This is a genomic window from Croceibacterium selenioxidans (assembly GCF_018599195.1).
GTDB lineage: Bacteria > Pseudomonadota > Alphaproteobacteria > Sphingomonadales > Sphingomonadaceae > Croceibacterium_A > Croceibacterium_A selenioxidans.
On the sequence record NZ_JAHFVK010000002.1, the window covers coordinates 349,898 to 376,889 of the forward strand.

A 26,992-nucleotide genomic window follows, 5' to 3' on the forward strand; every position below is an offset into this window, starting at 1 on the left:
GATCAAAGCCGCACGGCGGAGAAGTGAGGTCTGGGGCAGTGTATTACTCCCTGTTTTTTGGCCTATTTCACCCTCGTCAGCCGTCCGGACTATGTACCCGCAACTTGCGTTGTGGTTCCGGATGCCGATAGCTGCACCCGATGACGGCGTTTCACAAGATTCTTGCCAACCTGATTCAGAATGTGACCAACTTCACGGTCTGGTTCGCGCTGGTGTTCTGGGCATTCCTCGAAACGCGCTCGGTCTTCGTGACCGGGACGATCGGCGGGATCTACCTGATCATGACCGCCGGGCTCGCGATCTGGTTCGGAAGCCTGGTCGACCACCATCGCAAGCGCAGGATCATGCTCGCGTCCAGCGCGGTCTCTTTCGGGCTCTACGGAGCTTCGTTCGCGTACTACTACGTGATGCCCGAACCGGCCTTCACGCATGTCGATGGCGTCGAGCTATGGTTGTTCATCCTGCTGGTGATGCTCGGCGTCATCGGCGGCAACATTCGCATGATCGCCCTGCCCACCTTGGTCACCGCGCTGATCCCCGAGGACCGGCGCGACAAGGCCAATGGGCTCGTCGGCAAGGTGACGGGGATTGGCTTCGTACTGACTTCGGCCATCAGCGGGTTCCTGGTCGCGTGGGGCGGCATGGGTGCCACGCTCGCCTTCGCCCTCGGTCTAACGGCGCTCGCCTTCTTCCACCTACTCTTGGTGCGTCTGGACGAGCCCCCGCCACATGCCGAGACACACGGCACTTCCCGGGAAGTCGACGTGCGCGGCACGATCAAGGTCATTGCCGCGGTTCCCGGCCTGTTCGCGCTGATCGTGTTTGCCTCTTTCAACAACCTGCTCGGCGGCGTCTTCATGGCGCTGATGGACGCCTATGGCCTGTCGCTCCTCGAGGTGCAGGAGTGGGGCTTGCTGTGGGCCTTCGCCTCGTGCGCCTTCGTCATCAGCGGGCTGGTCATCGCCAAGACGGGCCTCGGCAAGAACCCTCTGCGCACGCTGCTGCTGGTCAACCTGATCGTGTGGTCCATCGCGGCGGTGTTCACCATCCAATCCTCGGTGGTGATGCTCGCGATCGCCTGCTTCCTGTGGCTGTTCCTCAATCCCTTCGCGGAAGCGGCAGAGCAGACCACACTGCAGAAGGTCGTCCCGTTCGAGCGGCAGGGCCGTGTGTTCGGCTTCGCGCAATCGGTCGAGCAGGCGGCCTCGCCCCTCACCGCGTTCGTGGTCGGCCCGTTGACCGAGTTCCTCGTGATCCCGTTCATGACCACCGGCGCCGGTGCGCAGGCCATCGGCTACTGGTACGGCACCGGACCCGAGCGCGGCATGGCGCTGGTGTTCAGTATCGCCGGAGTGCTGGGAGTTGTGGCGGCAATCGTCGCATTCAATTCGCGCTATTACCGCCAGCTATCGGAAGCCTACGCCGCCCCGGCTGACCCTCAGTCGGCCCAGTAGAGCGCGTTCGGGTTGTCGATCAGCAGCTTGCGCTGAAGCTCGACCGTCGGCGCGATGCGGGGGATCATGTCGACCAGGTGGCCGTCGTCCGGTGTATTGTCCTGCATGTTCGGATGTGGCCAGTCGGTGCCCCAGATGCAGCGGTCCGAATAGTCCGCCACCAGAGGCGCCACGGCCTCGGCAAAGGCGTTCCACGGATCGCCGGTCCCGTCGAGCCGGTCGGGGCAGGTGGGCTTGAAGTGAATGTCCGGGCGGCTGTCCAGCAGGGCGCGGAAAGCGCGCATGTCGGCACCATCGGGGCCCTGGGTCACATCGGGACGGCCCATGTGGTCGATCACCAGCGGCACCGGGATCGCGTCCATGAAGGGTCGCAGTTCTTCCAGAATGTCGGCTTCGAAGTAGATCACTACGTGCCAGCCCTTGGGCAGACGGCGGCTGACTTCGAGGAACTTGTCCTTCGGCGCATCGTCGACCAGGCGCTTGAGGAAATTGAAGCGGATGCCGCGCATGCCGCCTTCGTGCAGCTTGGCGAGTTCGGCTTCCGAGATCGCCGGATCGACCACCGCGACACCGCGCGCCTTACCGTTGGACTTGGCGATCGCGTCGAGCGTGGCCGAGTTATCGGTGCCGTGGCAGCTCGCCTGGACGATCACGTTCTTCGAGAAGCCGAGGTAGTCCCGCAGGGCAAACAGCTTATCCGGCCCGGCGTCTTCCGGCAGGTACTTGGCCTTTGCGCTGAAGGGGAACTGCGCCATCGGCCCGAATACGTGACAGTGCGCATCGACCGCGCCCGGGGGCGGGGTGAACTTGGGCTTCGAGGGATTGGGGTGCCAGGAAACGATGCGATCGGTCACGCGAAGACTACTCCATCCATCAGCTTGCGGGCGGTGCGCAGCAGGGCAGCGCTCTGGACCGCACCGGTTTCGTCCACTTCGAGCACGCAGCTCATCTCACCGGTCGGATGCTCGACCGAAAGCGTCTTGCGGCTGCCCTCGGGAATATTCGCCACCTCGGCGGCAGGCGATCCCTCGACTAGGCAAGCCGTCGCCACGCTGACCGCGCCGAGCACGCCGATGGTGGCGTGGGCACGGTGCGGAATGAAGCTGCGCACGGTTACCGCACCGCCATGCTGCGGCGGGGCGACGAGCATCATCTTGGGTACCGACTTTTCCTTCACGTCGCCCAGGTTCATCAGCGGGCCGGCGGCCAGGCGGATATCCTCGATCTTGGTGCGGAGGTCGGCGAAGACCTCGGACTCGAGCTCCTCGCGGGTTTCGAAGCCGGTCGCACCGACATCCTGCGCCTTGAACACGATGCACGGCATGCCGTTGTCGATCAGGGTGCAGCGCACGCCTTCGATCACATCGACCGCATTGCCCGTCGGGAGCAGCGCGCCGCAGCTCGAACCGGCGGTGTCGCGGAATTCTAGCGGGATCGGCGCATGACTGCCCGGCACACCGTCGATCTTGGCCTCGCCCTTGTAGGTCGGCACGCCGCCCGGTGTCTGGATGGTGGCGATGGCGACCTGGCCGGTGTTCTCCATGAAGATCGCCACGCCGGTTTCGTCACCCGTGGCCGAGACCAGCCCGCGCTCGATCGCGAACGGGCCGACGCCGGCCAGGATATTGCCGCAGTTCTGCGCGTCGGTGACGATCGCCTGGTCGACGAAGACCTGCAGGAACAGATAGTCGACGTCGATCCCCTCGCGCTCCGATTTCTGGACCACCGCGACCTTGCTGGTCAGAGGATCGGCGCCGCCCATGCCGTCGATCTGCCGCGGATCGGGCGAACCCATCACGCCGAGCAGGAACGCGTCGCGTTCGGCCACGTCTTGCGGCAGGTCGGAAGCGAGAAAGTAGCCGCCCTTGGACGTGCCTCCCCGCATCCACATTACTGGGGCTGATGATTGAACCATTCGCCTCGTCCTTCTCCCCTCCCGCTTGCGAGAGAGCTCCACCAGCTCCTCCCCTCCCGTCTAAGGGAGGGGTCGGGGGTGGGCCTGTCGCGGCCCACTCACCCAGCCCTAACCCCTCCCGCAAGCGGGAGGGGAATTCAAATCAGATCCACTTGAGCCCCATGTCGGTCAGCTTCTGGCGGAAGCCGTACATATCGAGACCGAGCTCACCCGAAGCGAGGCGCGCGCGCTTGTCGCCTTCGTTGGCTTCGCGGGCGCGGGCCTTTTCCAGCACCTTGGCTGCATCGGCACGCTTGACCACGCAGACGCCGTCATCGTCGGCGACGATCACATCGCCCGGCTCGATATAGGCTCCGGCGCAGACCACCGGCACGTTGACGCTGCCGAGGCTTGCCTTGATGGTGCCCTGGGCGAACACGCGCTTCGACCACACGGGGAAGTTCATCTCGTGCAGGTCGCGCACGTCACGCACACCGGCGTCGATGATCAGGCCGCGGCAACCGCGCGCTTGGGCGCTGGTGGCGAGAAGATCGCCGAAGTAGCCATCCTCACACGGGCTGGTCGGCGCGATCACCAGGATGTCGCCTTCGCGGCACTGCTCGATCGCGGCGTGGACCATGTAGTTATCGCCCGGCGGGACGCTGATCGTCACCGCGGTCGCGCCGATGCGGGCACCGGGATAGATCGGACGCATGTAGCTGGCGAGCAGGCCGGTGCGGCCCTGCGATTCATGGACGGTCGCGACCCCGCAGGCGCCGAGGCCATTGACCACCTCCAGGTCCGCGCGTTCGATATTCTGGACGACGACACCGCTCATCTGTGCGACTCCTCCGGGCAGCAGTTACGCGGTGCCCGGTGGACCCGAGCGGCCCCTTGCGTCAAGGGTCCCGAGCGAACTCTGGCAAACTTGTAAGCAACACATACATTCAGTAACGGCGGAGCGATTAGGATGTCTGACTCGAATGCACCCTCCCCCGCGCCGCGTGTGGCGCTGATCGGCTTTGGCGAGGCCGGCGAAGGCTTTGCCAGCGCCGGACACTGGGGTGGCCGTGCGCGCGGGTGGGATATCAAGCCGGATCGTCGCGAGATCATGGCGCGGTACGGCGTTGAAACGGCCAACGATGCGCGCGGCGCGCTCGAAGGCGCCGGGATCGCCATCTCGCTCGTCACCGCCGACGCCGCGCTCGCGGCCGCCACTGAATGCGCTCCGCTGCTGGGCACCGGCGCGGTCTGGTGCGACATGAATTCGATCGCGCCGGACACCAAGCAGGCCGCTGCCAGGATCGTCGAGGCCGCGGGCGGACGCTACGTCGACGTGGCGGTCATGGCCCCGATCAACCGCGACCTCGCGGTGCCGCTGCTGGTCTCCGGCCCGCACGGCGTTGCGGCGGAGAAGCTGCTCCGGGACATCGGCTTCACCAACGTCCGCGTAGTTGGTGAGGAGGTCGGCCGCGCCTCCTCTATCAAGCTGATCCGCTCGGTCATGGTCAAAGGCATCGAAGCGCTGAGCGACGAATGCGCCGCCGCCGCCAGGGCCGCGGGCGTATTCGATGAGGTCGTGGCCTCGCTCGACGCTTCGGACAAGAAGCGCGGCTGGGCAGACCAGATCGCCTACAATCTCGAACGGATGCACCTCCACGGCGTGCGCCGCGCGGCGGAAATGGAAGAATCGGCCCGGACGCTCGAAGCGCTGGGCGTTGAGCCCTTGATGACTCGCAACACGGCTGAGCGGCAGCGCCGCGCAGCCGAGCGAACATAAGATAAGAGGAACTGAGCGGATATGACGCTGATCATCGATTGCCACGGTCACTACACCACTGCCCCGTCCCAGCATGACGTCTGGCGCGATGCGCAGAAGGCCGCCTTCAAGGACGGATCGGCTCCCCCGCCTTACCCCGCGATCAGCGACGACGAGATTCGCGAGACAATCGAGAAGAACCAGCTCCGTTTGATCCGTGAGCGCGGCGCCGACCACACAATCTTCTCGCCGCGCGCCTCGACCATGGCGCACCATGTCGGCGACCAGTCGGTCAGCGAAGCCTGGTCGATCGCCTGCAACGACCTGATCTACCGCGTGACCGAGCTCTATCCGGACGTGTTCACCGGCGTGTGCATGCTGCCGCAGAGCCCGAAGGCGGATCTCACGGCCTCGATCAAGGAACTTCGCCGCTGCGTCGAGGAACTCGGCTTCATCGGCTGCAACCTCAACCCCGATCCGGGCGGTGGCCACTTCACCCATCCGCCGCTGACCGACGAATCCTGGTTCCCGATCTATGAGGTCCTGGCCGAACTCGACGTGCCGGCGATGATCCACGTTTCGGGCAGCTGCAACCCGGCGATGCACGCGACGGGGGGCTTCTACCTCGCCGCCGACACGGTGGCCTTCATGCAGCTGCTGCAGGGCGATTTGTTCAGCCGCTTCCCGACTTTGAGATTCATCATACCGCATGGTGGTGGTGCCGTGCCATTCCACTGGGGCCGCTATCGCGGACTTGCAGACATGTTGAAGCAGCCGAGCCTCGATACCCACCTGATGAACAACGTCTATTTCGACACGTGCGTCTATCATCAGCCGGGCATCGACCTGTTGGCCGACGTGATCGAGACCAAGAACATCCTGTTCGGCAGCGAAATGGTCGGCGCGGTGCGCGGGATCGACCCGACCACCGGCCATTATTTCGACGATACCAAGCGCTATATCGACGCGCTCGATATCTCTAACGAACAGAAACACGCCATTTTCGAGGGCAATGCGCGTAAGGTGTTCCCACGGCTTGATGCAAAATTGAAGGCAATGGGAAAATGACCGGAACTGTAGAATGACCGAGGCGGAGACCTCCTTCACCGCGACAGGCTTGGCCCTGTGCGCCAAACCCGAACGGTACATCCAGCAGCTCGTCAGCCACTGGAGCCACAAGATGGCGACCAGTTATGACGACGGCGATGGGATGGGCGTGTTCCCGTTCTCGGACACCGAGACGGCGATCATGACCGCGCGGCCGGAAGGCATTGCCATTACCCTCACCACCGGCGACGCGGAGCGCAATGTGCACATGCGCGGCGTGATCGAACGGCATATCGACCGCTTCGCTTTTCGCGAAGCGCCGCTCACTTACGAATGGAAAGACCAATGAGCGACAAGAAAGAGCGTATCGACATCCACGAATACCTCGCGGAATTCGATGACATCCCCGGCACCCGTGTCTTCACCGCGAAGCGCGCTCGCCAGGGCTATCATCTGAATCAGTTCGCGATGAGCCTGATGAAGGCCGAGAACCGCGAACGCTTCCTGGCGGACGAGCGGGCCTATCTCGACGAATGGCAGATTTCGGAAGCCGCGAAGCAGGCGGTTCTGAACCGCGACTACAACGCGATGATCGACGAAGGCGGGAACATCTACTTCCTGTCGAAGCTGTTCTCGACCGACAAGAAGAGCTTCCAGTTCGCAGCCGGCTCGATGACCGGCATGACCCAGGAAGAATATGCCGAGATGATGCTCAAGGGCGGCCGTTCGCCGCAGGGGCAGCGCTCGATCAAGGGAGGTTACTGACATGGCCCGCATTACCGCCGGCATCACCTCGAGCCACATCCCCGCGCTGGGCGCGGCGATCCAGACCGGGACTTCGGGCAACGACTACTGGGGCCCGGTGTTCAAGGGCTACGAGCCGATCAAGGAGTGGATCCAGCAGCCGGGCAACATGCCCGACGTGGTGATCCTGGTTTACAACGACCACGCCTCTGCGTTCGACATGAACATCATCCCGACGTTCGCGATCGGCTGCGCCGAAAGCTTCAAGTCGGCCGACGAAGGTTGGGGCCCGCGCCCGGTGCCGGACGTTATCGGCGATCCGGACCTCGCCTGGCACATCGCCCAGAGCCTGATCCTCGACGAATTCGACATGACCATCATGAACCAGATGGACGTCGACCATGGCTGCACCGTGCCGCTGAGCATGATCTTCGGCGAACCCGACAAGTGGCCGTGCAAGGTCATCCCGTTCCCGGTCAATGTGGTCACTTATCCGCCGCCCTCGGGCAATCGCTGCTACTCGCTGGGCGAGAGCATTCGCGCCGCAGTCGAAAGCTATCCAGAAGACCTCAATGTGCAGGTCTGGGGCACCGGCGGCATGAGCCATCAGCTCCAGGGTCCGCGCGCCGGTCTGATCAACAAGGACTTCGACCTCGCCTTCATCCGCGATCTGATCGAAGACCCGGAACGCCTGCGCAAGATGCCGCACATCGAGTACCTGCGTGAAGCGGGCTCGGAAGGCATCGAGCTGGTCATGTGGCTGATTATGCGCGGCGCGCTCGGCGACAAGGGCGTAGAAGAGCTCTATCGCTTCTACCACATCCCCGCGTCGAACACCGCGCTCGGCGCGTTGATCCTGCAGCCTGAGGGCATCGGCGCCGCTCCGCCTTCGGTGCGCGAGCAGGTCGACGCCTAAAGCCAAACTCCCCTCCCGCTCGCGGGAGGGGCCGGGGGTGGGCGAGTAAAGCGCCACCCCTCATACACCCACCCCTAACCCCTCCTGCAAGCAGGAGGGGGATCTATGGAGACCCCCATGCGCATTGCTCTCGCCGGTGCCGGCGCCTTCGGTGAAAAGCACCTCGACGGCCTCAAGAACATCGACGGCGTCGAAATCGTCTCGATCATTTCCCGCCGCGCCGAACAGGCCGCGGAAGTGGCCGCCAAGTACGGCGCCAGGCACTCTGGCACCGAACTGAGCGAAGCGCTCGAGCGTGACGACGTCGACGCGGTGATCCTCTGCACCCCGACGCAGATGCACGCCGAACAGGCGATCGCCTGCATGAACGCCGGCAAGCACGTCCAGGTCGAGATTCCGCTGTCGGACACTTGGGCAGATGCCGAGGCCGTGCTCAAGAAGCAGCAGGAGACCGGCCTGGTCTGCATGGTCGGCCACACCCGCCGCTTCAACCCGAGCCACCAGTACGTCCATAACCGCATCGTCGCCGGCGAGTTCGCGGTCCAGCAGATGGACGTGCAGACCTACTTCTTCCGCCGCAAGAACATGAACGCCAAGGGTGAAGCCCGTTCGTGGACCGACCACCTGCTGTGGCACCACGCCGCACACACGATCGACCTGTTCGCCTATCAGGCGGGCAAGATCGTCACCGCCAATGCCATCCAGGGTCCCAAGCATCCTGAACTCGGCATCGCGATGGACATGTCGATCCAACTCAAGAGCGAAAGCGGCGCGATCTGCACCCTGTCGTTGAGCTTCAACAACGACGGCCCGCTCGGCACCTTCTTCCGCTACATCGGCGACACCGCGACCTACATCGCGCGCTACGACGACCTGGTCACGGGCAAGGAAGAGCCGATCGACCTGACCGGCGTGACCGTCTCGAACAACGGTATCGAGCTGCAGGACCGCGAATTCATCGCCGCGATCCGCGAAGGGCGTGAGCCGAACAGCTCGGTCGCCCAGGTGCTCGACTGTTACCGGGTGATCGGCGAGCTCGCCGCGAGCTTGGAAGCTCAGGACGGCTGGTCCTGAGCCAAACTCGGTTCGGCGTGCCGTTAAGGTATTGTTGACTCAATAGTATGCTAAGGGCTCTCCAACGAAAACGAGAACAAGTTTGGGGAGCCCAATGGCTGAACTGGATCGGATCCTGAGCGAAGCTCAGGAAACGCACCTGCTGATGCAAAAAGCCGCAAAGTCCACTGAAGAGCGGGCTGTGCGCGACATCGTGCGGTTGCGCACGCGCTTTGCGACGCTGATTGCCGAGATGATGGGATCGATCAAGGCGGACACCCGCCTCAAGGCCCGCCCGGAAGTCGCCCACGAATTCGAAAGCCAGTTCTTCGAAATGCGCCAGGCGCTGGCTCAGCACCAGTCCAAGTGGCGCAGCACCCAGATCGACGAGGACCATGCAGGCTACCGGCGCTCGACCGATGAACTCGGGCGCAAGCAGGATGCGTTCTACAACTGGGCTCAGAAGGCACTGGCGGAGCTTTAACCCAAGGCCAAAATCCTCTCCGAGCTCGTTTCGGGGAGGTGGCTCGCTCCGCAGGAGCGTGACGGAGGGGCAAGCGGCCATCCGCATCCCCCCTCCACCATCCGCATCCCCCCCTCCACCATCCGCTGAAGCCCTCTAAACGGGGTTGCCATCCCTCCGCCTCCTCCGGCAGAGGGGCACCCATGACTGACAAAATCCGCACGATTTCCGGCAAGACGCTTCACCCGGTGGGCCTTGGCTGCATGAACCTGTCCTGGGCCTACGGCACACCGCCGAGCCACGAGGATGGGATCAAATTGCTCAACCGCGCGCTCGACCTTGGCTACAACCACCTCGACACCGCGCGCATCTACGGCGGTGGTAAGAACGAGGCGCTGATTGGCGAGGCGTTGAAGGGTCGCCGCAACGAGTTCTTCCTCGCCTCCAAGTGCGGCATCGTCGTCGACGGCCCGAAGCGCGGCGTGGATTGCTCCCCCGATGCGATCGACCAGGCCATCGACGAGAGCCTGCGTCTGCTGGGCACCGACCACATCGACCTGTACTACATGCACCGCTTCGATCCGAAGGTCGGCATCTCGGATTCGGTCGGCGCTCTCGCCGGTGCGATCGAGGCGGGGAAGATCGGCGCCTATGGCGTGTCCGAATGGTCGGCCGCCCACATTCGGGAGGCGCACAGTGTTCACCCCGTAGGTGCGGTCCAGACCGAGTATTCGCTCTGGACCCGCAACGTCGAACTCGCCGTGCTCGGCACCTGTCGCGAGCTTGGAGTGCCGCTGGTCGCCTTCTCACCGGTTGGCCGCGGGGCACTCGGCGGCGTGTTGCGCGATCCCTCGACGCTCGAGGAGAGCGACCTGCGCACCAAAATGCCGCGCTTCAACGCGGAGAACTGGCCGCACAACCTGGCGCTGATCGAGAGCTTCGTCGCGCTTGCCGAGGAAGCGGGGGTCACGCCCGGCCAACTCGCCCTCGCCTGGGTTCTTTCGCGTGGCGATCATGTCCACGTGATTCCCGGGACCACGAGCCTGCAGCACCTGGGGGACAACCATGCCGCTTGGGACCTGCCATTGCCTGAGGAGGTGCTCAGCGCCGCCGATGCCCTGATCAACGAGGACACGGTCGCTGGCCACCGCTATCACGAAGCCATAAGGCCCACGATCGACACCGAGGAATTCGAACCAGCATGACAGACGTCCGCGCCAAGATCGGCTATTCGGAACGCACCGAGCAGAAGCCCTATTTCTACGCCAACGCGCACGAGAAGGACTTCGTCCCGCTGGCTCCGGAAGAAGTTGCCATCGCCGATGCTCGCGGGCTCGGCTGCACGCTCGATCGCGAAGGTTTCACCCTTGTCGAGCACAAGAGCGCCGTCGCGGACCTCACCGATCTCAACGCGGTGGCCGAGATCCATCGCGGCGAGATCGCCGATATGCTCAAACAGCTGACCGGCTGCGACGAAGTCGTGATGACGCCGATGGGCATCCTGCGTTTCTCCGAAAAGCTTGGCGAGAACGAAGCGCACGACAACTCGCATCCCGCCCGCTTCGTCCATGTCGACATGGCCAAGGAAGCCGCCGCCGCCATGCGCGAGAAGGCCGCGCCCGCAGGCAAGACCGTGGTCCGCAGCGCCCAATACAACGTCTGGCGCGCGCTTTCAGGCGCCCCACAGGACGTGCCGCTCGGTCTCTGCGCCTATCCCAGCGTCGCTCCCGAAGACCTGCTCGATTGCGACGCAATCTTCGATCCGCCAGACGGCAGCCCGGAATGGGGCTTCCCCAACTACCTGCTGGCACCCAACCCAAACCACCGCTGGTACTATTATTCCAACATGACGCCGGACGAGGCCATCGTGTTCACCACCAGCGAAAGCGACCCCAACCGCGCCCAGTGCATGCCGCACGGCGCGTTCGATAATCCGCTCGCGGGCAAGGACGCCCCGCCTCGCGTCAGCCTGGAGATGCGCGGGACCTGCTATTGGTTTGCCTGACGATCAGGACTTTTTCGGCCCCTGGCGCCGTTCGATCGCATGAAGCTCGGCGTGCGTGAGCAGCACGTCGAGGTCTTCGCGGCTGATGTCGTAATGGTCGGGCAAGTCGGCCAGCGCCTTGTCGATGTCTTCAAGGTGCAGGCCTGACGCTTCCAGCGAGTCTCCGGGCGGCAGGGGGACGTGGGGATAGCTGTGGCCCGAGAACCGGTGGAAGAACATCGCCAGAGAAACGAGAGCGATCGAGTTGAGCGCCACCGGAGCGAAAGCGAAGTAGTAGCCGGCCGCGTGGATATCGTTGGTCCCGATCACCGCCGTCAGCGCGGCCGCTCCGCCGGGCGGATGCAGACAGCGGCATAGCGTCATCGCCAGGATCGCCAAACCTACCGCCACACCCGCTGCCATGGTGTGATCAGGCACAACCTGGAAGGCGAACACGCCGACCAACGAGGATAATGTGTTCCCTCCAACTACCGACCACGGCTGGGCGAGCGGACTGGCCGGCACTGCGAACACCAGGACCGCTGAAGCACCCAGGGGGGCCACAATGATCGGAAGCTTGTCGAGCGCGATCGGCAGTTGACTGCAGACGACGATCGTCAGCGCAATGCAAATCATCGCCCCGACGCAAGCAACGATACGATCAGGCAGTCGTGCTCCTGCGAGCATCGGCTTGAAAACCGCGATAGGCATGTATTCTCCGAGGCCCAGGTAGTCCGCGGGGCGCGCTTACTGGCGTCAGTGCCATTGGGGAAGGGCTGCCGTTCCGTCTTTCCGGCCGACAAGAAGAATCGCGGGAAGCCGCTTTGCGCAATCCCCATCTTACAATTGTGCGCCGGCAACCCCATATCGGCCCCATCACAGGCTATCGTCCTTGTAGGCGCCTGTGGCTGAGAGACCCGTTCGTGCTCCCGCTTACGCAGAGGAGCGCCTGTATGGACCTCAACAAACTCTACTTCGATCACCAGGTCTTGCTGATGCAAGCGGGTGGCGCGAGTTCGGGCGACGCGCGTCTGAGCTATGAGACGTCCGCCCGGCGAATTGCCGACCGCATCGGTTCGATCCAGCGCCACAGTGGCGCTATTGCCGCCACAGGCTGGGAAAGCCTGGCGGCGCTCCCAGGTGCCGCGTTGTGCTCCTCTCTGACAGCGAAGAGTTTCGATATGCTGGCCGGCAAAGCGCCGAGCGGAGCCGGCGCATCGTGACGCGGTTCCGCAGCTCCACAGCCACGCCCCGTCTCGAGCGCGAGGCTGCCGTGCGTCAGGGCCATATCGCTCGGCTGGCCTTTCAGGTGCTCGGCAAGGATCGAGCCATCGCTTTTCTCAACACAGAGCATGCTGCGCTGGGCGGGAGACCACTCGACCTGGCTACTCTGAGCGACGAAGGCCGTAACAGCGTCGAGGCCGAACTTGGCCGCATGGCCTACGCAACTCCGGTGAGCTCACGTGACTAGCGAACAACGTGGCAGAGCAACGGCTCGAGCCGCGTAATGTCCGATCTCCCGGCCCGCTTGCTATTCGCTTGCAGTTTGATCGGTGTCCTGTTGCTGACCGCCGTCGCAGGGATTCTGTGGGCCCGGCACAATACCCATGCCCGACGAATTGCTCGCGAACGCGCCAAGCAGGAACGGCGGGATGACGTGAACCTCAAGAAAGCTTCGGCTTCGCGATCGGATTCCGGACGCTGACACTTTTCCATGCGCTGCGAGCATGAAGCACGGCTCGATGCCATGCGCAGCGACCACCACCTGTAATTGAGGACTCCGAATGGCCAAAGAAGAATTGATGACACTCGAAGGTAATATCGACGAGGTCATGCCCGACGGCCGCTTCGGCGTGATGCTGGACAATAATCACCGGATTATCGCCTACACCGCCGGAAAGATGCGCAAGTTTCGCATTCGCTCCGTAGTTGGCGACCGGGTGCATGTCGAAATGACGCCCTACGACCTGTCCAAGGGCCGGATCATTTTTCGCGAACGCACTCCCGGGCAAGGTCCGGCCCCCCGGCGAGGCCCCTTCCGGCGCTGAGGACGCTGGCCGATCTGGCCGATCGGCCGGGTCCGCGGCGTCCACCAGCCCTGTGTGCTTCTGCAGCAGAGACGCTAGCTGCGCTGCACCAATTTCATTAAGTCTGGCATGGCGTAGAGCACTGTTTACAAACAGCTATTGAAATTGAACGCAGTTAAGGCATTATTTTCCCCAAGACACGCCCCTGCGGCCGCTCGGATTGCTTTCAGTCCGGTACGAGCCGCGGAAGAAGGCCGCTAAGATTCGCCCAAAAATGGGTGGTTTAGGGGAGGGAAGACATGCGGGTCTACAGACACCGCGGCGCAAGGATGTGCCGCGAGCTCAGCAGAATTGCACTCACCATCGGCCTCGCTGCGGGCTGGTCCGCTGCCGCGATGGCGCAGGAACAGGCCCCTCCGACCCCGCCCGCCGCCTCGGAGAGCGAAAACCAGATCGTGGTCACTGGTTCGCGCGTGACCCGCAGCACTTTCGAAACGCCGAACCCGGTCACGGTGTTGGATTCCGAGGATATTCAGGCCCTCGGCCTCAACAACGTGGCCGAAGTCGTCTCGCAGTTGCCTTCGAACTCCAACTTCTTCGCCGCCAACAACGTCGGCCTCGGCAACTTCAATGTCGGTGCGCAGCTAGTGAATCTGCGCGGACTCAATCCGTTCTTCGGCACGCGTACGCTGACGCTGATCGATACCCGCCGTGTCGTGCCGACCACGACCGGTGGCGGTGTCGACATCTCGCTGGTTCCTTCGATGTTGGTCGGCCGAGTCGAGACGGTCACTGGCGGCGCCTCCGCTGTCTATGGCTCCGACGCGATTGCCGGGGTGGTCAACATCATCCTCGACAAGGACCTTGAAGGCATAAAGGCGCAGGCCGACTACACGGTCACTACCCACGGGGACGGTGACGATTTCCACGTCACCGGCGCCTATGGCACCGCCTTTGCGGACGACCGGGGCCACTTCATCGTCGGCGCCGAGTTCCAAGACACTTCGGCCATCGGCAATTGCTCCGAAGAACGCGGCTGGTGCGCGCAGAACTATGCGATGTTCACCAACGAGGACCACGCCACGAATGGCCAGCCGCACTACATCATCGGCCCCAACGCGAGCCCGGCCTACACCAGCTCCACGGGCGTGCTCATACCCTGCCTGGCTTTCGTGGGGGTGTGTATCTACGCGCCCGCCGTCACCGGACCGGCCGTCCAGTTCACGCCTGACGGTACCGGGACCGTTCCGTTCGATCACGGGCTGTACTCGTCCGGTGCAGGCATCTTCGGATTCCGGCAGGGCGGCGACGACCTTTCGGTAGGTGCCTATGATGCCACCACAATGCGAGTGGCTGTGCAGAAGCTAAGCACCCTCGCCCGTGTTGAATACGAGGTCGGTTCTTCGATCACCGCCTCGTTGGAAGGATCATATGCGCGCAGCGAAGCCAACAACCCGGTCGCGACCGGAGCGATTGGTCCTTATGCCTTCGACGTCGGTGGCGGAGCGCTCGTCGGCTACCACATCGCGCCCGACAACGCCTTCCTGCCCGCCAGCGTGGCAGCCACCATGGGACCGGGGGGCGCATTCATCGGCCGCAATATGAACAACCTCCAGACCGCGGAGAACGACACCAACAACGAAACATGGCGCGTTGTCGCCGCGCTCGACGGAGACCTCGGTGGTGGCTGGAACTGGGACGCCTACTACTCGCATGGGGTGAACAAGAACGACCAGCACTTGTACCATAACGTGGTCGATCCGCTGCTGCGGTTCGCTCTCGATGCGGTCAACACGCCAGGCGGAATCGTCTGCGGCATCGACGTGCCGGGACATATCAACCCCAACACCGGCCTCCCCTACACCGCGGCCGACCTTGAACTGGCGGACGCCTCCGGCCCTTGCACGCCGCTTAACCTGTTCGGGGCGAGCAAAGCCGACCAGGCGGCGATCGATTACGCGTTCCGCACGCTGGTGGAGTTCTCTACCCAGAAGCAGGACGTCATCGCGCTCAACGCACGCGGCGACCTGTTCAGCGGTTTCGGCGCGGGCACAGTCAAGCTGGCGGGCGGCGTCGAATGGCGCACTGAAAGCGGCACCGTGACCCACGACCTGGACAACCAGCCCTGGTACTCGGGTTATACGCTGAGTTACGGCCTCGACTACGGCGGCAAGACCGAGGTCATGGAAGGCTACGCCGAATTGAATGTCCCAGTGTTCCGGGATTCGCCGGTAGGCAAATATCTCGAAGTCGATGCCGCCGCTCGCCTGACGCACAACAAGAACACCGGCACTCTCGGCGCAAATGACGGGTTGTCGGCCAGCCGCGAGTTCGTCACCTGGAAGCTGAGCGGCATCTGGGACGTTACGGACTGGTTGCGCTTTCGCGCCACCCGGTCGCGCGACGTTCGCGCGCCGCAGTTCCGCGAGTTGTTCCAGACATATGCCACAACCGTTGGTGGTCCGTTCGGCTCGGTCAGCAACCCCTGGCCAGGCGGCAGCCCAAGCGATCCGGTCAACATCGACAGCGGCGGTGACGTCAATCTCCGGCCGGAGAAAGCGGACACGCTGACTGTCGGGGCGGTGTTGGCGCCGGAAGACCTATTCAGCGGCTTCCGCTTCTCTGCCGACTGGTATCAAATCAAGATCAAAGACGCGATCATCGGACCTCCGTTCGGCATCGGGGCGCAGAACATCGTCACGGGCTGCTTCCAGGGAAACCAGACCTTCTGCGATTTGATGGAAGGCGAAGGAACGCCGGACATCATCCACATCGATAACCGCGCCGCCAACCTACAGGGCTTCACCACCAGGGGCGTCGATTTCGAAGCGCAGTACCAGACTTCGCTTGGCACAGGCTCGCTGTTGGTGCGCATGCTGGCGTCCTATCTCTACGACCAGTTGTTCGATACCGGCCTGACCAACGTGGCCACGGGCGAGCCTCTGCCGCCCACCAACTACGCCGGCCAGTCGGGTCCGACAGCCGCCTTCGGCAGCTTCAACACGGCACCGAAGTGGCAAGGCAACGCGTTCGTCACGTTCAATCAGGGCCCGTTCACCGGTACCATACAGGCTCGCTACGTCGGCGGGGGGCGGTACCTGACCGTGACCGCCAGTGGTGGCGCGCCGATCGACCCGAGCGATCCGGGCTACGACACGGCCGATCCCAACAGCATCAATGACAACAGCGTCGGCGATGCCATCTACTTCAACCTTTCGGGATCGTACGACATCACCAAGGAAGTCCAGGTGTTCGCGTCGCTGAACAACGTGTTCGATCGCGATCCCGTGATAGCGCCGGGCGGCAATGGTTTTCCGACCAACCCGGTCTACTTTGACACGTTCGGCCGGAGCTTCCGCATCGGTGCGCGCGTGAATTTCTGATCCGGACGGCGCCCCTGAGGGGGCGCCGTTGCCGACCGCGTAGAGAAGGCCGACCCCAAAAAAAGGGCGGCTCTCTGGAGGGCCGCCCTGTACGAGTAGAACCCGCCGCATCGCTGCTTCGAGCCCTTTGGGTCGCACGAGCATTAAGACCCCGATTTTGCGAATGATCCAGTAACTTTTGATAATCTGGCGTAAATTACGTGGCTCAGAACTTAATATTTCGGCCCATTCGGCCTTGCGCGTCCCCTCCTCTCACGCAGAGTTAACGTAGGTTATCGCATTTAGCCGGCTACCAAGTGCTCCCAACTTAGCGATTCGTGCATGACTACGACTCGGGAGACGGCAATAGCCATCGGCGCTGGCTAGAACTCATGCTCAAGCGGGAGCTGGTGGGCGCGCAACGCCCACGGGTGCTGCCGCTCTTCGTAGACCGAGACGTGCGGGGGCGGAAAACCGGGGTCAGCATACGTGCCTACGGCGATCGATACGAAACCCGGCAACCCATGCGGCTCCCAGTACACCGTCGAGCCGCACATCGGACAGAAATGGAAAGTGGCCGATTCCCCGCTATCGCCTCGTCGCGTCCACTGCGTCGAGCGGCCCTCCATCGTCAGCCCTTCTCGTGGGAAGCGCGCCTGCGCCGCAAAAACGCTGCCGGTCCGCTTCTGGCATTCCAGGCAATGACAAATGGATATTCGCACGGGCTCACCCTCGCAGGTAACGCGAAGCTGTCCGCAGCTGCATGACGCCACTCGGTTGGTCATTCGCCTATCTTAAGGCGGGTGCCTTCAGAGCGAAAGGCGGTCTCGCCGGCTTGAAGTCCAGCCCTCTCACCATCCCCGGTAACCGGCCCCATAAACCGCATCCCTGATGTCGTGATGCAGCGTGCCGTCGAACGGGATCTTCTGCGTAGCGAAGACCACGGCCATGTCATTCAAGGGATCGACCCAGAACAGCATCGAGGGATAGCCATCCCAGAAGAACTCACCCACAGCGCCGCGGTTTTCCTGCGCGGTCTGCGGCGGGCGGGTGCGGACGAAGACATCGAAGCCGAAACCGCCAGAACCCTTGCTCGGCAGCCACAAGCGGTCCTTGTCCTCGATCCGCGGATCGAGTTGGTCGGTCGACAGCAAGCGAACTGTCGCTGGCTGAAGAATGCGCGTGTCGTCCAGCTCGCCCTGGTTCAGGAGCATGCGGGCAAATCGCATGTACTCATCGATCGTGGTGACGATGCCTGAACCGCCCATGGTCATCGGCTTGTCGGCAAAGTTCGGCTCCAGCCAGGTCTCGCGCGGCATGCGTTCGAAACCGCCCTTGCCGACACTGTAAATGGCGGCGAGGCGCGGCAGTAGGTCCGGGCTGCATTTCCAGCACGACTGCGTCATCCCGAGCGGCCGGAAGATGTGCTCGACCACGTACTGGTCGAACGGCTGGCCCGACAACACCTCGACCAGGCGTGCCTGGACGTCGACACCCGCGCTGTAGTGCCAGTGGGTGCCGGGATCGTAGAGCAGCGGCACTTTGGGCATCAGCTCGGCGAACTGGGCCAGCGTATGATCGGGCGAAAGCGGCTGGAGGGCGTTCCAGATCGCGTCGGTGGGATGATTGGCGCCGCCGTAGGTGAACCCGGCGGTTTGGCGCAGCACGTCGCGGATGGTGATCGCGCGGCTCGGCGGACGAAGCTTGTTGGGTGCGGCCTCGTCGTAGACCCGCACCTGGGCGAACCGCGGCAAATAGCGATCGAGCGGATCGTCGAGACCGAACCTGCCCTGCTCCCACAGCTGCATCAGCGCGACGCCGGTGACCGGCTTTGTCATCGAGAACACTTGCACCAACGTGTCGCGGGCAAACGGGCGCTTGGCCTCGAGGTCGGCGAGGCCGGCGCTCCCGTAATGGACTTCCCGCCCATCCTTCCACACCAGGACCTCCGCCCCGGCCACCCGGCCGCTCTCGACCATGCCGCGCAGCTCGGTATCGATGCGGGCGCCGTCCAGAGAAAAGGCGGCCGCACCGACGCTCCCGCCCGGCTCGACCGCCGGTTGGGCCGCCAGCGACGTCGCCAGGACAAGGCAAAGTGACACGGCAGCGGCACGCCATCGGCGACCGCCCGATCCACAGCGCTGCGGGGACACTAGAGAGCGGTCTTGTAGAGGTTAAGCAGCCGCGCCCACGAGGCGTCATCCTGATCGTAATCGTAGACCGGAGAATCCACGACCGTCCAACCGTGATCGGCCGGATAGACCTTGATCTCCGCCGGTCGCCCGGCTGCCGCGGCGGCGGCCTTCAGGGCATCCTTGTCGCCGGGCGCTTTCTTGTCGTCATCGCGGGCAATGGCGAACAGGAAACTCGCCTGTGTCTGCCCCAGCATCTTCGAAGGCGAAGTTGCGTCTTCGCCGACTAGCCCGCCGCCGTGAAAGGTCGCCACGGCCTTGACCCGCTCGGGCACCGCCGCAGCCGTCCATACCGCCAGCGGACCACCCATGCAGTAACCTTGCACGCCAACCCCCTTGGAGGTGTCGACCGAATCCTGCTTGTCAAGAAAGGCGACCACGGCCTTTGCGGTCTCTGCGACTGCCTCAGGCGTCAGCTTGGCGCGCCAAGGGCCGACTTTCTCCATCCCGCCTTGCGTGCGCCAGTCGTCGAAGTCTTCGAACTGCGGCGCTTCCTTATCTTGGAAATAGGGGTTGAGCACCAGCACGGCATAACCTTCGCTCGCCAAACGGCGGCTCATCGACATGAAAGCGTCGCGCACACCGGCGATGTCCGGCCAGACTACGACAGCGGGGTGCTTCCCTTCTACGGGATGGGCGAAGAAGGCATCCATCCTCCCGCCAGCCGCGTCGAACTTCACGGTCTCCTCAGTTGCACCCCCGGCGGCGTCGACGTCATCCATCGGGGTGCAGGCGATCAACGTCGCCACTGCGCCCATCGCCGCGAACTCCCGACGGTTCATGCCCTTGGCGCTAGTTCGCTTGTCCCCGCGCTCATCCATGTCAGCAAGATGGTCTTGGTCGCACATGACTCCCCTCCCTCGCATCCGTTTCCCGGTGCGAGAATAACCCATTGCGGCGCGTCCTCAAAGAGGCCGACAACTTGTTGAAAGTGGGAAATCCTCCCCGATCTCACTCGGGGAGGGGGACCGTCCGCGCAGCAGAGGGCAGAGGGGCTTTCGCGTGCCTCCGCCTATCCTCCGTCAGCCACCTTGCAGCGTCTGCCACCCTCCCGAGACAAGCTCGGAGAGGATGGGAGCTCCAATCAGAGCGCGGTCTTGTAAAGGTTCAGCAACCGGCCCCAGGCACGCTCAGCCTCGGCCTCGTTGTAGACCGGGCTGTCGGGCACGGTCCAACCGTGGTCGCCCTGGTAGACCTCGATCTCCGCCGGACGCCCGGCGGCCTGTGCGGCGGCCTTGAGCTCGTCCTTCTCCGTCGGCGCTTGCGCGTCGTCGTTCTTCGCGATCGCGATCAGGAAGCTCGCCTGGGTCTGGGGGATCAGCTTGATCGGGACGTTGGGGTCGTTGGGATCGGCACGATTGGTCACCAGCCCACCGCCGTGGAACGAAGCTGCGGCCTTGACCCTGCCAGGTACGGCCGCCGCGGTGCGAACGGTGAACGGTCCGCCCATGCAATAGCCCTGATTGCCGATGCCCTTGGAGGTATCGACCGACGCCTGCTGGTCGAGCCAGGCGACGACTGCCTTGGCGGTCTCGGTGACGTTCTCGTGGCTGTTCCGCGCCATCCACGGGCCAACCTTCTGGAAGCCGCCATTGTCGCGGAAATCTGCGAAGTCCTTGAACTGCGGCGCCGGCAAGCTGCGATAGAAGGGATTGACCACCAGAACCGAGTAGCCCGAGCTGGCAAGGCGCCGGCCCATGGCCTTCTTTGCATCACGCAGGCCTGCGATGTCCGGCCACAGGATGACAGCAGGATGCTTGCCCGACGACGGGTGGACGAAGAACGCATCCATGGTTCCGCCCGGTGCGGCGAAGCTGACCATGTTCTCGGTCAGGCCGCCCGCGCCTTGCGCGTTCGCCACGGCCCAGGGAGTAAACGCTGCGCCGAGACCGGCCACGGCGCCAAGGGTTCCGAACTGCCGCCGGCTCACGCGGCTCATATCGCTCAACTGATCCAGCTCACACATTTCCGACGCTCCTCAAGATTTCCCTTCGGGGCAGGAGGATAGCGGCTTGGGGCGAGAGGTCCAGCAGGGGTTTGAGCGGGCGCCCTCAGCGCAGAAGGCGGCCCGCCATGCCGAGCGTCAGGTCAAGTCGTCGATGTTGTAATGCAGGCCTTCCTCCGCCGCTTTCATGGCATCGCGCCGAAGCTGCTCGATCCGGAGCCGTCCCTCAGGAGCTTCTTCAATCGGCAGCGCGGCCATCACGGCGGCATGAATCTCCTCGAAGTCGGGACCGTGTTCCGGGTGAGTCAGGATCAAGCCGCGCTGCTCGGTCATGCCGTTGAGGATCTTCGTGCCGACCTCGTAGGGGTCCATGCCCTCTTCGAAGGCGGTACCGAACTGCTCCAGCGCCTCCTTCGGCATGTCCGGGAAGCCGCTTTCCCCAAAACCGTCGGGGCGCTTCAGAGCGCTGGTCCAGGCGTTGGTGCGCGTCAGCGCCGGGCAGCACAGCGAGCAGCCGATCTTGTATGGGGCGAGGTTATAACGAAGGCTCTCGGTCAACCCGCGCACGGCGAACTTGCTGGCTGTATAGATGCCCGCCTGCGGACCGGGCAGGAACGCCGCCATCGAGGCGACATTAACGACGTGACGCCGTCCAGTCGCTTCCTTGATCTTGGGCAGGAAGCTGACCAGGCCGTTGACCACGCCCCCGAAGTTGACGCCCATGATCCAGTCGTAGTCGTCGTAACTCGCCTCGTCGGTCGGGCCGAAAACGGAGACGCCAGCGTTGTTCACCAGCACGTGGACCTCGCCAAAGTGAGCGACCACGTCTTCCGCCACTTCGGCAAAGCGCGTCCTGTCGGTCACGTCGAGCTTGAGAAACAAAGGCTGCTCATAACCCTTGGCCGCGAACCAATCAGCCGTACGGGCCTTGTCGTCTTCATTGCGATAGCTGAGCGCAAGACGCATGCCCGCATCGGCGAAGGCCTGCGCCACGCCGAGACCGATACCCGTCACCGCGCCGGTTACGAAGGCTACCCGCCCTTCCCAGGGACGTCCTGTGTCACTCATTTTTGCCAAACCCTCTCGCCAAAACAGTCACGATCGTTAGTGTTGCATACAAAGCTTTTTGGGAGAGTCGATCAATGAGTGACGTCGAACAGCGCCTTGCCGCGCTCGAGCATCGTGTCGGCGAGCTGGAGGACATCAACGCCATCCGCCGCCTGCACTGGGCCTATGGCTATTACATCGATTTCAACCGCCCCGAGGAAGTGGCCGACCTTTTCGCCGAAGATGGCGTGGTCGTGTTCCTCTCGGGCGAATACGTCGGCCGCGCCGGCGTGGTGCGCCTCTATGGCGACTGGATCGCCGGCCGCTTTACCGGCGGCAAGCCGGGCCCGGTCGACGGGCTGCTGCTCGACCACTTCCAGATGCAGGACATCATTACCGTCGCGCCCGACCGGCAGACCGCCAAGGGACGCTTCCGCGGCGTGCTGTTCGGTGGCTGGCATGACGACTTCCAGGACACCAAGGAAGAGATGATGCCGCAGCAGTTCATGGAAGCGGGCATCTACGAGAACGACTACGTGCGCGAGAACGGCGTGTGGAAGATCAAGCGGCTCGACTACAAGATGCAATGGCAGGGCGACTACGAAGCCGGCTGGGCGCACACCACAGCGCATCTTCAGCCGGCTGATAAGCTGTTCCCGGAAGACCCGCTCGGTCCGGACCGGCTGCTGCCCAAGGAAGAAATTCGCAAGACCTGGCCGCATCGCCAGGACGTTCCAATGCATTTCGCGCACCCCAAGTTCGGTGCGCTGCTTGCCGGACAGGAGAAGGCCTGATGAACTCGCCAGGCTCACTCAACAAGTTTCCCTCCCGCTTGCAGGAGGGGCCAGGGGTGGGCCAGAGCGAAGGTGGGAAACACACCCACCCCCAACCCCTCCCGCAAGCGGGAGGGGAGTGATGGCCGGCTTCGATCCCCGGGACAATTCGAACCGCCACAACCTCTCCGTGCGCGAGATCGCGGAGCGCTTCATCGAATTGTTCCACCACCAGGACAATCCGGAGGACGCGTTCATGACGTGGGTCCACCCGGACTACATCCAGCACAATCCCAACGCTCCGACCGGACGCGACGCCACGCTGGGCATGATGCGCACGACGATGGCCGCAAACCCCGATCTCACTCATGACGTGAAGCGAGTGATCTACGGCGAGGAGAAGGATGGCGAGGGACTGGTCGCGGTCCACCACCACTTCCGCCGCACGAAGGACGAACGCGGATACGCGGTGGTCGACATCCTGCGGATCAAGGACGGCTATGTCGTCGAACACTGGGATGTGCTGCAGGAAGTGCCCGACCCTTCGACGACCAAGAACGACAACAGCATGTTTTGACCGGCTCAACGCCGGCAAGTGAGGGAATTTCGGATGCCATTGCTCGAGGATGGGAGCGAGAAGGGCCTCAAGGGTCACTTCAAGGAAGACTTCAGCCACCGCACACGCATCGGCATGGCCCCGCGTGCCGGGCACGTCGATCGTAACCCGCCGTACAAGCGCATCGCCACTGAGGAGGCCTGGACTTTCCCGGCGCTGGTGAAGGCGCAAGTCGAGTACTTCGAAAGCGGCCAGGCGCCGAACGATGACAGTCTCAAGATGGCGGCCATGTTCTCCAGGATGCCGTCTCTGCAGGAGATGATGCAGGACCTCGGCGACCTGCGATTGTCGCACATGGACGAGTACGGGATCGACCGACAGTTGTTGTTGCTGACCGCACCGGGAGTTCAGGTGGTGCGGCCGTCGGAAGGCACCGCCCTCGCCCGCGAAGCCAACGACATCGCCGCCGACGCCTGCCGGCGCCACCCCGACCGCTTCTCGGCCTGCGCCGCCTTCGACCCGCGCGACGTGAAGGGTTCGGTCAAGGAGATCGAGCGAGCGATGGGCACTCTCGGCCTCAACGGCGCGGTGCTCAATTCGCACTTCCAGGGCCACTACATCGACGAGCGCGAGTACTTCCCGATTCTGGAAGCGCTCGAGGCGATGGACGCCGCGCTCTACATTCATCCGACCGCGCCGTTCAACGCGCCGCACTATGAATCGCGCGGCTTCTTCGGAGCGCTCGGCGGGTTTCCGCACGATGTCTGGCTGCACACGATGGGCCTGATCTTCTCAGGCGCATTCGACCGATTCCCGAAGCTGCGACTCGTCATTGGCCACATGGGCGAATGCATGCCGCTGCAGCTCTATCGCTTCGACTGGATGCAGGGGAATGCCGACAACCGACAGGGGCTGCGCGGAGGCCAGGAGCCGGTCAAGCTGCGGCACCCGGTCAGCTACTATTTCCGCAACAATATCTGGATCACCACCAGCGGCGTCGGCTGGGAGCCGGCGATCAAATTCTGCATGGAAGTTCTCGGACCTGAACGCGTGCTTTACGCGATGGACTACCCCTACCAGCAGAGCTCGGACGAGGTCGCCGCTTACGACCGAATGAAAATATCCCCTGAACTCAAGACGATGCTCATGCAGACGAACGCGGAGAAGGTCTTCCGCCTGCCGGTCTGATTGTGGCGATGTAACACAATTGCATCACCTCGGCGGCCATGTTCAGCGTCTTTGGGCGCGGCACTTGCCGCGCCTAATTTGTATGCACTACTGATCAATTTGACGGCACCCCCCCGCCGTCGCCTTACATGCAGGAGAGAGAGGAATGGCGAGTTTCCGCCAGCGTTCCCGTATTGTCAATTTCCCGGTAGCAAGTGCTGTGGCCCTTGCTGCGGCAATGGTCGCTGCCCCAGCCCTGGCTCAGGATAACGCCGCAGCTCCGGCGCCCGCCACCGATGGCGATGAAATCGTTGTGACCGCGCAGTTCCGCGAACAGAATCTGCAGGACACGCCGCTGGCCATCACCGCGGTCAACTCCCAGATGCTGGAAGCGCGCAGCCAGACCAACATCGCCCAGGTTGCGGGTCAGGCGCCGTCCGTCACGCTGAAGCCGCAGGGCACCGCTTACGGCCCGTCCATGACCGCCAGCATTCGCGGCATCGGCCAGTACGACTTCAACCCCGCGCTCGAGCCGGGCGTCGGCCTCTACATCGACGACGTCTACTACGCGACCCTGACTGGTTCGCTGTTCGACCTGCTCGATCTCGACCGTGTCGAAATCCTGCGCGGTCCGCAGGGGACCCTCGCCGGCCGTAACTCGATCGGCGGCGCGGTGAAGCTCTACTCCAAGCGTCCGACCGGCTCGAACACGGGCACCGTGTCGGCCACCTACGGCAGCCGTGACCGCATCGACCTGCGCGCCAGCGCCGACCTGGGGCTGACGGACAACATCTCGGCGCGGATTTCCGGCGTTTCGAAGTCGCAGGATGGCTATATCAGCCGCATGGATTTCGGCTGCGTCCACCCCGCCGGTAGCGACCCGCTCAACCCGGCGAACGGCGTGCCGCGCATCCTTCCGGCCAATTCGGACTGCGTCCTCGCGAAGGAAGGTGAAGTCGGCTACCAGGCCGTGCGCGGACAGCTCCGCTGGCAGCCCACCGACCGCATCGACGTGAACGTCTCCGCCGACTTCACGAACGATAACCGCACCACCGGCGGTTCGGTCCTGCTGGAACGCCGGAACGCTGCCGGCGCGATTGTCAGCCCGAACTATCCGTCCCCGCCGAACCCGGCGGCACGCGTGTTCGACATCAATCCGTTCGGCGCGGAAATCCCGTACGATTCGCGCTTCGTCTGCGGCCAGTTCTGTAACTATGCGACCTACATGTCGCTGGCAGACAACGGACAGCCGACCTCGATCGTCGACGGCCGTGTCCACTTCAAGGGCTGGGGCGTTTCGGGCCAGGTCGACTGGGATCTGACCGACAACCTGAACCTGACCTCGATCACCGCTTACCGCGACTATCGCTCGCAGTTCAGCAACGACGACGACCTCTCGCCGCTGGCCCACAGCCTCGGTTCGGGCGACCTGTCGTTCTGGTCGTTCAGCCAGGAAGTGCGCCTCAACGGCACGGCGCTCGACGATGCGCTCGAGTACACCGTCGGCGGTTTCTACATGGACCAGCGTTCGGTTTACGGCACGGAGCAGGTTCTGCGTTACGCCGGGCTGGATCCGTTCGTGGGTAACGATCCGGTCAATGCCGACACGAAGGCGGCGTTCCTGCACGTTGCATGGAGGCCGATCGATCCGCTGACCCTGACCGGCGGCATCCGCTATACCGACGAGCACAAGGACTACACCTACGTTCGGCTCACCCCCGACGGGCAGCTCCACCCGCAGCTCGGCGCTCTGAACGGCGTGACCGGCAACTACGACAACAGCCGGGTCGATTACCGTCTCAACGCGATGTACGAGATCACTCCGGACGTTTCGGCCTATGCTCAGTGGTCCACGGGCTTCAAGGGTGGCGGCATCAACCCCCGTCCGTTCTTTGCCCAGCAGGTCCTGCCGTTCGATCCGGAAACGCTGGAATCCTATGAAGTTGGCGTGAAGACGCAGATGTTCGATCGCGCCGTGCGGTTCAACGTTGCGGCCTTCTACAGCAACTACAACGACGTCCAGCTCGCTCTCAGCAACTGCCCGCAGGCAGGCGCCGGCTATGCCGTGCCCTGCGCACTGCCGGCAAACGCGGGCGACGCCCACGTGAAGGGTATCGAGCTGGAAACCACGATCAAGCCGATCGACGGCCTCCTGATCGACGGTTCGGCTAGCTACACCGATTTCGACTACGTCGCCGACTCTCTGGATCCGGCGAGCGGGATCACGGCGGGCATGGTGTCCTCCTACACGCCCGAGTGGAAGTGGTCGGTCGGCGCGCAGTACGAAGTGCCGCTGGGTACGGCCGGGTCGCTCACCCCGCGTGTCGACGCCGCTTATCAGAGCTCGGTCTACACGAACGCCGTGAACGCACCGACGAACCTGATCGAGGGCTACACCGTCGCCAACGCCAGGCTGACGTGGAAGAACGAGGATGGCGATCTGGAAGTCGGGCTGGAAGTTACCAACCTGTTCGACAAGTACTACTTCCAGACCCTGTTCGATCTCACCCGCGCTGGCGCCGGCTTCGTGACCGGCCTGCCGGGACGGCCGCGCGAATGGGCGGTCAGCGTCAAGAAGACGTTCTGATCTAGCTTCGGCAAAAAGTGGA

At 63.6% G+C, this 26,992-nt stretch carries 28 protein-coding genes; 19 read left to right on the forward strand and 9 right to left on the reverse strand.

Translation table 11 applies throughout. The features are described 5' to 3' along the window. Nucleotides 1–140: 140 nt before the first annotated feature. Nucleotides 141–1,454 (forward strand): MFS transporter, encoded by a 1,314-nt coding sequence (locus KK137_RS10435; RefSeq protein WP_214536377.1) that lies wholly within the window; start codon nt 141–143, stop codon nt 1,452–1,454. On the opposite strand, the gene KK137_RS10440 is transcribed toward KK137_RS10435, so the two are convergent. From KK137_RS10440 to ligK, 3 genes are all read right to left on the reverse strand, one after another. Continuing rightward, a complete protein-coding gene (locus KK137_RS10440; RefSeq protein ID WP_214536378.1) occupies nt 1,439–2,308 on the reverse strand; it encodes an amidohydrolase family protein in 870 nt (289 codons plus the stop codon). The two genes, KK137_RS10435 and KK137_RS10440, sit on opposite strands and share 16 nt — an antisense overlap. Then, nucleotides 2,305–3,369, reverse strand: coding sequence for a 4-oxalomesaconate tautomerase (locus KK137_RS10445; RefSeq protein ID WP_250893819.1), 1,065 nt, complete (start codon nt 3,367–3,369; stop codon nt 2,305–2,307). The genes KK137_RS10440 and KK137_RS10445 overlap by 4 nt, the downstream gene beginning before the upstream one ends. A gap of 142 nt (nt 3,370–3,511) precedes the next feature. Continuing rightward, nucleotides 3,512–4,186 (reverse strand): 4-carboxy-4-hydroxy-2-oxoadipate aldolase/oxaloacetate decarboxylase, encoded by a 675-nt coding sequence (ligK, locus tag KK137_RS10450; RefSeq protein WP_214536379.1) that lies wholly within the window; start codon nt 4,184–4,186, stop codon nt 3,512–3,514. 132 nt (nt 4,187–4,318) lie between these two features. Between ligK and KK137_RS10455 the strand changes: the two genes are divergently transcribed. From KK137_RS10455 to KK137_RS10495, 9 genes are all read left to right on the forward strand, one after another. After that, nucleotides 4,319–5,128 carry an NAD(P)-dependent oxidoreductase gene (locus KK137_RS10455; RefSeq protein ID WP_214536380.1) on the forward strand — a complete coding sequence of 270 codons (810 nt, stop codon included), beginning with the start codon at nt 4,319–4,321 and terminating at the stop codon, nt 5,126–5,128. A gap of 21 nt (nt 5,129–5,149) precedes the next feature. Next, entirely contained in the window at nt 5,150–6,175 is a 1,026-nt protein-coding gene (locus tag KK137_RS10460; RefSeq protein ID WP_214536381.1) for an amidohydrolase family protein, read from the forward strand. Nucleotides 6,176–6,188: 13 nt separating this feature from the next. Continuing rightward, on the forward strand, nt 6,189–6,503 hold the full coding sequence (locus tag KK137_RS10465) for a DUF2218 domain-containing protein (protein WP_214536382.1): 315 nt from the start codon (nt 6,189–6,191) through the stop codon (nt 6,501–6,503). After that, nucleotides 6,500–6,919, forward strand: a complete 420-nt coding sequence (gene ligA / locus KK137_RS10470) for a protocatechuate 4,5-dioxygenase subunit alpha (RefSeq protein ID WP_214536383.1) — start codon at nt 6,500–6,502, stop codon at nt 6,917–6,919. The genes KK137_RS10465 and ligA overlap by 4 nt, the downstream gene beginning before the upstream one ends. A gap of 1 nt (nt 6,920) precedes the next feature. Further along, the gene (locus tag KK137_RS10475; protein ID WP_214536384.1) at nt 6,921–7,814 is read left to right on the forward strand and encodes a class III extradiol dioxygenase subunit beta; all 894 of its coding nucleotides are present in this window, start codon (nt 6,921–6,923) and stop codon (nt 7,812–7,814) included. Nucleotides 7,815–7,931: 117 nt separating this feature from the next. Next, nucleotides 7,932–8,888, forward strand: coding sequence for a Gfo/Idh/MocA family oxidoreductase (locus tag KK137_RS10480; RefSeq protein WP_214536385.1), 957 nt, complete (start codon nt 7,932–7,934; stop codon nt 8,886–8,888). A 94-nt stretch (nt 8,889–8,982) separates the two neighbouring features. Continuing rightward, a complete protein-coding gene (locus tag KK137_RS10485; protein WP_214536386.1) occupies nt 8,983–9,351 on the forward strand; it encodes a hypothetical protein in 369 nt (122 codons plus the stop codon). A gap of 182 nt (nt 9,352–9,533) precedes the next feature. Continuing rightward, nucleotides 9,534–10,535 carry an aldo/keto reductase gene (locus KK137_RS10490; RefSeq protein ID WP_214536387.1) on the forward strand — a complete coding sequence of 334 codons (1,002 nt, stop codon included), beginning with the start codon at nt 9,534–9,536 and terminating at the stop codon, nt 10,533–10,535. Next, nucleotides 10,532–11,335 carry a CmcJ/NvfI family oxidoreductase gene (locus tag KK137_RS10495; protein WP_214536388.1) on the forward strand — a complete coding sequence of 268 codons (804 nt, stop codon included), beginning with the start codon at nt 10,532–10,534 and terminating at the stop codon, nt 11,333–11,335. The genes KK137_RS10490 and KK137_RS10495 overlap by 4 nt, the downstream gene beginning before the upstream one ends. Before the next feature lie 3 nt (nt 11,336–11,338). On the opposite strand, the gene KK137_RS10500 is transcribed toward KK137_RS10495, so the two are convergent. Continuing rightward, nucleotides 11,339–12,019 carry an HPP family protein gene (locus KK137_RS10500; RefSeq protein ID WP_214537468.1) on the reverse strand — a complete coding sequence of 227 codons (681 nt, stop codon included), beginning with the start codon at nt 12,017–12,019 and terminating at the stop codon, nt 11,339–11,341. Nucleotides 12,020–12,267: 248 nt separating this feature from the next. Between KK137_RS10500 and KK137_RS10505 the strand changes: the two genes are divergently transcribed. The 5 genes from KK137_RS10505 to KK137_RS10525 all read left to right on the forward strand — a co-directional run bounded on the left by KK137_RS10505 (nt 12,268) and on the right by KK137_RS10525 (nt 16,724). Continuing rightward, complete coding sequence (locus KK137_RS10505) at nt 12,268–12,537, forward strand: hypothetical protein (protein WP_214536389.1); 270 nt, start codon at nt 12,268–12,270, stop codon at nt 12,535–12,537. Next, nucleotides 12,534–12,785, forward strand: coding sequence for an MbcA/ParS/Xre antitoxin family protein (locus KK137_RS16750; protein WP_338028041.1), 252 nt, complete (start codon nt 12,534–12,536; stop codon nt 12,783–12,785). The genes KK137_RS10505 and KK137_RS16750 overlap by 4 nt, the downstream gene beginning before the upstream one ends. A gap of 36 nt (nt 12,786–12,821) precedes the next feature. Then, nucleotides 12,822–13,019 carry a hypothetical protein gene (locus tag KK137_RS10515; RefSeq protein ID WP_214536390.1) on the forward strand — a complete coding sequence of 66 codons (198 nt, stop codon included), beginning with the start codon at nt 12,822–12,824 and terminating at the stop codon, nt 13,017–13,019. A 79-nt stretch (nt 13,020–13,098) separates the two neighbouring features. Continuing rightward, a complete protein-coding gene (gene infA / locus KK137_RS10520) occupies nt 13,099–13,362 on the forward strand; it encodes a translation initiation factor IF-1 (protein WP_214536391.1) in 264 nt (87 codons plus the stop codon). A gap of 278 nt (nt 13,363–13,640) precedes the next feature. After that, nucleotides 13,641–16,724 carry a TonB-dependent receptor domain-containing protein gene (locus tag KK137_RS10525; RefSeq protein ID WP_214536392.1) on the forward strand — a complete coding sequence of 1,028 codons (3,084 nt, stop codon included), beginning with the start codon at nt 13,641–13,643 and terminating at the stop codon, nt 16,722–16,724. A gap of 362 nt (nt 16,725–17,086) precedes the next feature. On the opposite strand, the gene KK137_RS10530 is transcribed toward KK137_RS10525, so the two are convergent. The 5 genes from KK137_RS10530 to KK137_RS10550 all read right to left on the reverse strand — a co-directional run bounded on the left by KK137_RS10530 (nt 17,087) and on the right by KK137_RS10550 (nt 21,908). Next, on the reverse strand, nt 17,087–17,488 hold the full coding sequence (locus KK137_RS10530) for a GFA family protein (RefSeq protein ID WP_214536393.1): 402 nt from the start codon (nt 17,486–17,488) through the stop codon (nt 17,087–17,089). A 66-nt stretch (nt 17,489–17,554) separates the two neighbouring features. Next, entirely contained in the window at nt 17,555–18,805 is a 1,251-nt protein-coding gene (locus KK137_RS10535) for a serine hydrolase domain-containing protein (RefSeq protein WP_338028042.1), read from the reverse strand. A gap of 50 nt (nt 18,806–18,855) precedes the next feature. Continuing rightward, nucleotides 18,856–19,743 (reverse strand): dienelactone hydrolase family protein, encoded by an 888-nt coding sequence (locus tag KK137_RS10540; RefSeq protein WP_214536394.1) that lies wholly within the window; start codon nt 19,741–19,743, stop codon nt 18,856–18,858. A 236-nt stretch (nt 19,744–19,979) separates the two neighbouring features. Next, a complete protein-coding gene (locus KK137_RS10545) occupies nt 19,980–20,861 on the reverse strand; it encodes a dienelactone hydrolase family protein (protein WP_214536395.1) in 882 nt (293 codons plus the stop codon). Between the two features lie 117 nt (nt 20,862–20,978). Then, nucleotides 20,979–21,908 carry an SDR family NAD(P)-dependent oxidoreductase gene (locus tag KK137_RS10550; RefSeq protein ID WP_214536396.1) on the reverse strand — a complete coding sequence of 310 codons (930 nt, stop codon included), beginning with the start codon at nt 21,906–21,908 and terminating at the stop codon, nt 20,979–20,981. A gap of 74 nt (nt 21,909–21,982) precedes the next feature. Here KK137_RS10550 and KK137_RS10555 point away from each other — a divergent pair, with 74 nt between their 5' ends. From KK137_RS10555 to KK137_RS10570, 4 genes are all read left to right on the forward strand, one after another. Next, nucleotides 21,983–22,681: a nuclear transport factor 2 family protein gene (locus KK137_RS10555; RefSeq protein WP_214536397.1), complete on the forward strand. Its 699-nt coding sequence runs from the start codon at nt 21,983–21,985 to the stop codon at nt 22,679–22,681. A gap of 121 nt (nt 22,682–22,802) precedes the next feature. Further along, complete coding sequence (locus KK137_RS10560) at nt 22,803–23,237, forward strand: nuclear transport factor 2 family protein (RefSeq protein ID WP_214536398.1); 435 nt, start codon at nt 22,803–22,805, stop codon at nt 23,235–23,237. A gap of 33 nt (nt 23,238–23,270) precedes the next feature. Continuing rightward, complete coding sequence (locus KK137_RS10565; RefSeq protein WP_214536399.1) at nt 23,271–24,404, forward strand: amidohydrolase family protein; 1,134 nt, start codon at nt 23,271–23,273, stop codon at nt 24,402–24,404. A 217-nt stretch (nt 24,405–24,621) separates the two neighbouring features. Beyond that, the gene (locus KK137_RS10570) at nt 24,622–26,970 is read left to right on the forward strand and encodes a TonB-dependent receptor (protein WP_214536400.1); all 2,349 of its coding nucleotides are present in this window, start codon (nt 24,622–24,624) and stop codon (nt 26,968–26,970) included. Nucleotides 26,971–26,992 lie beyond the last annotated feature (22 nt).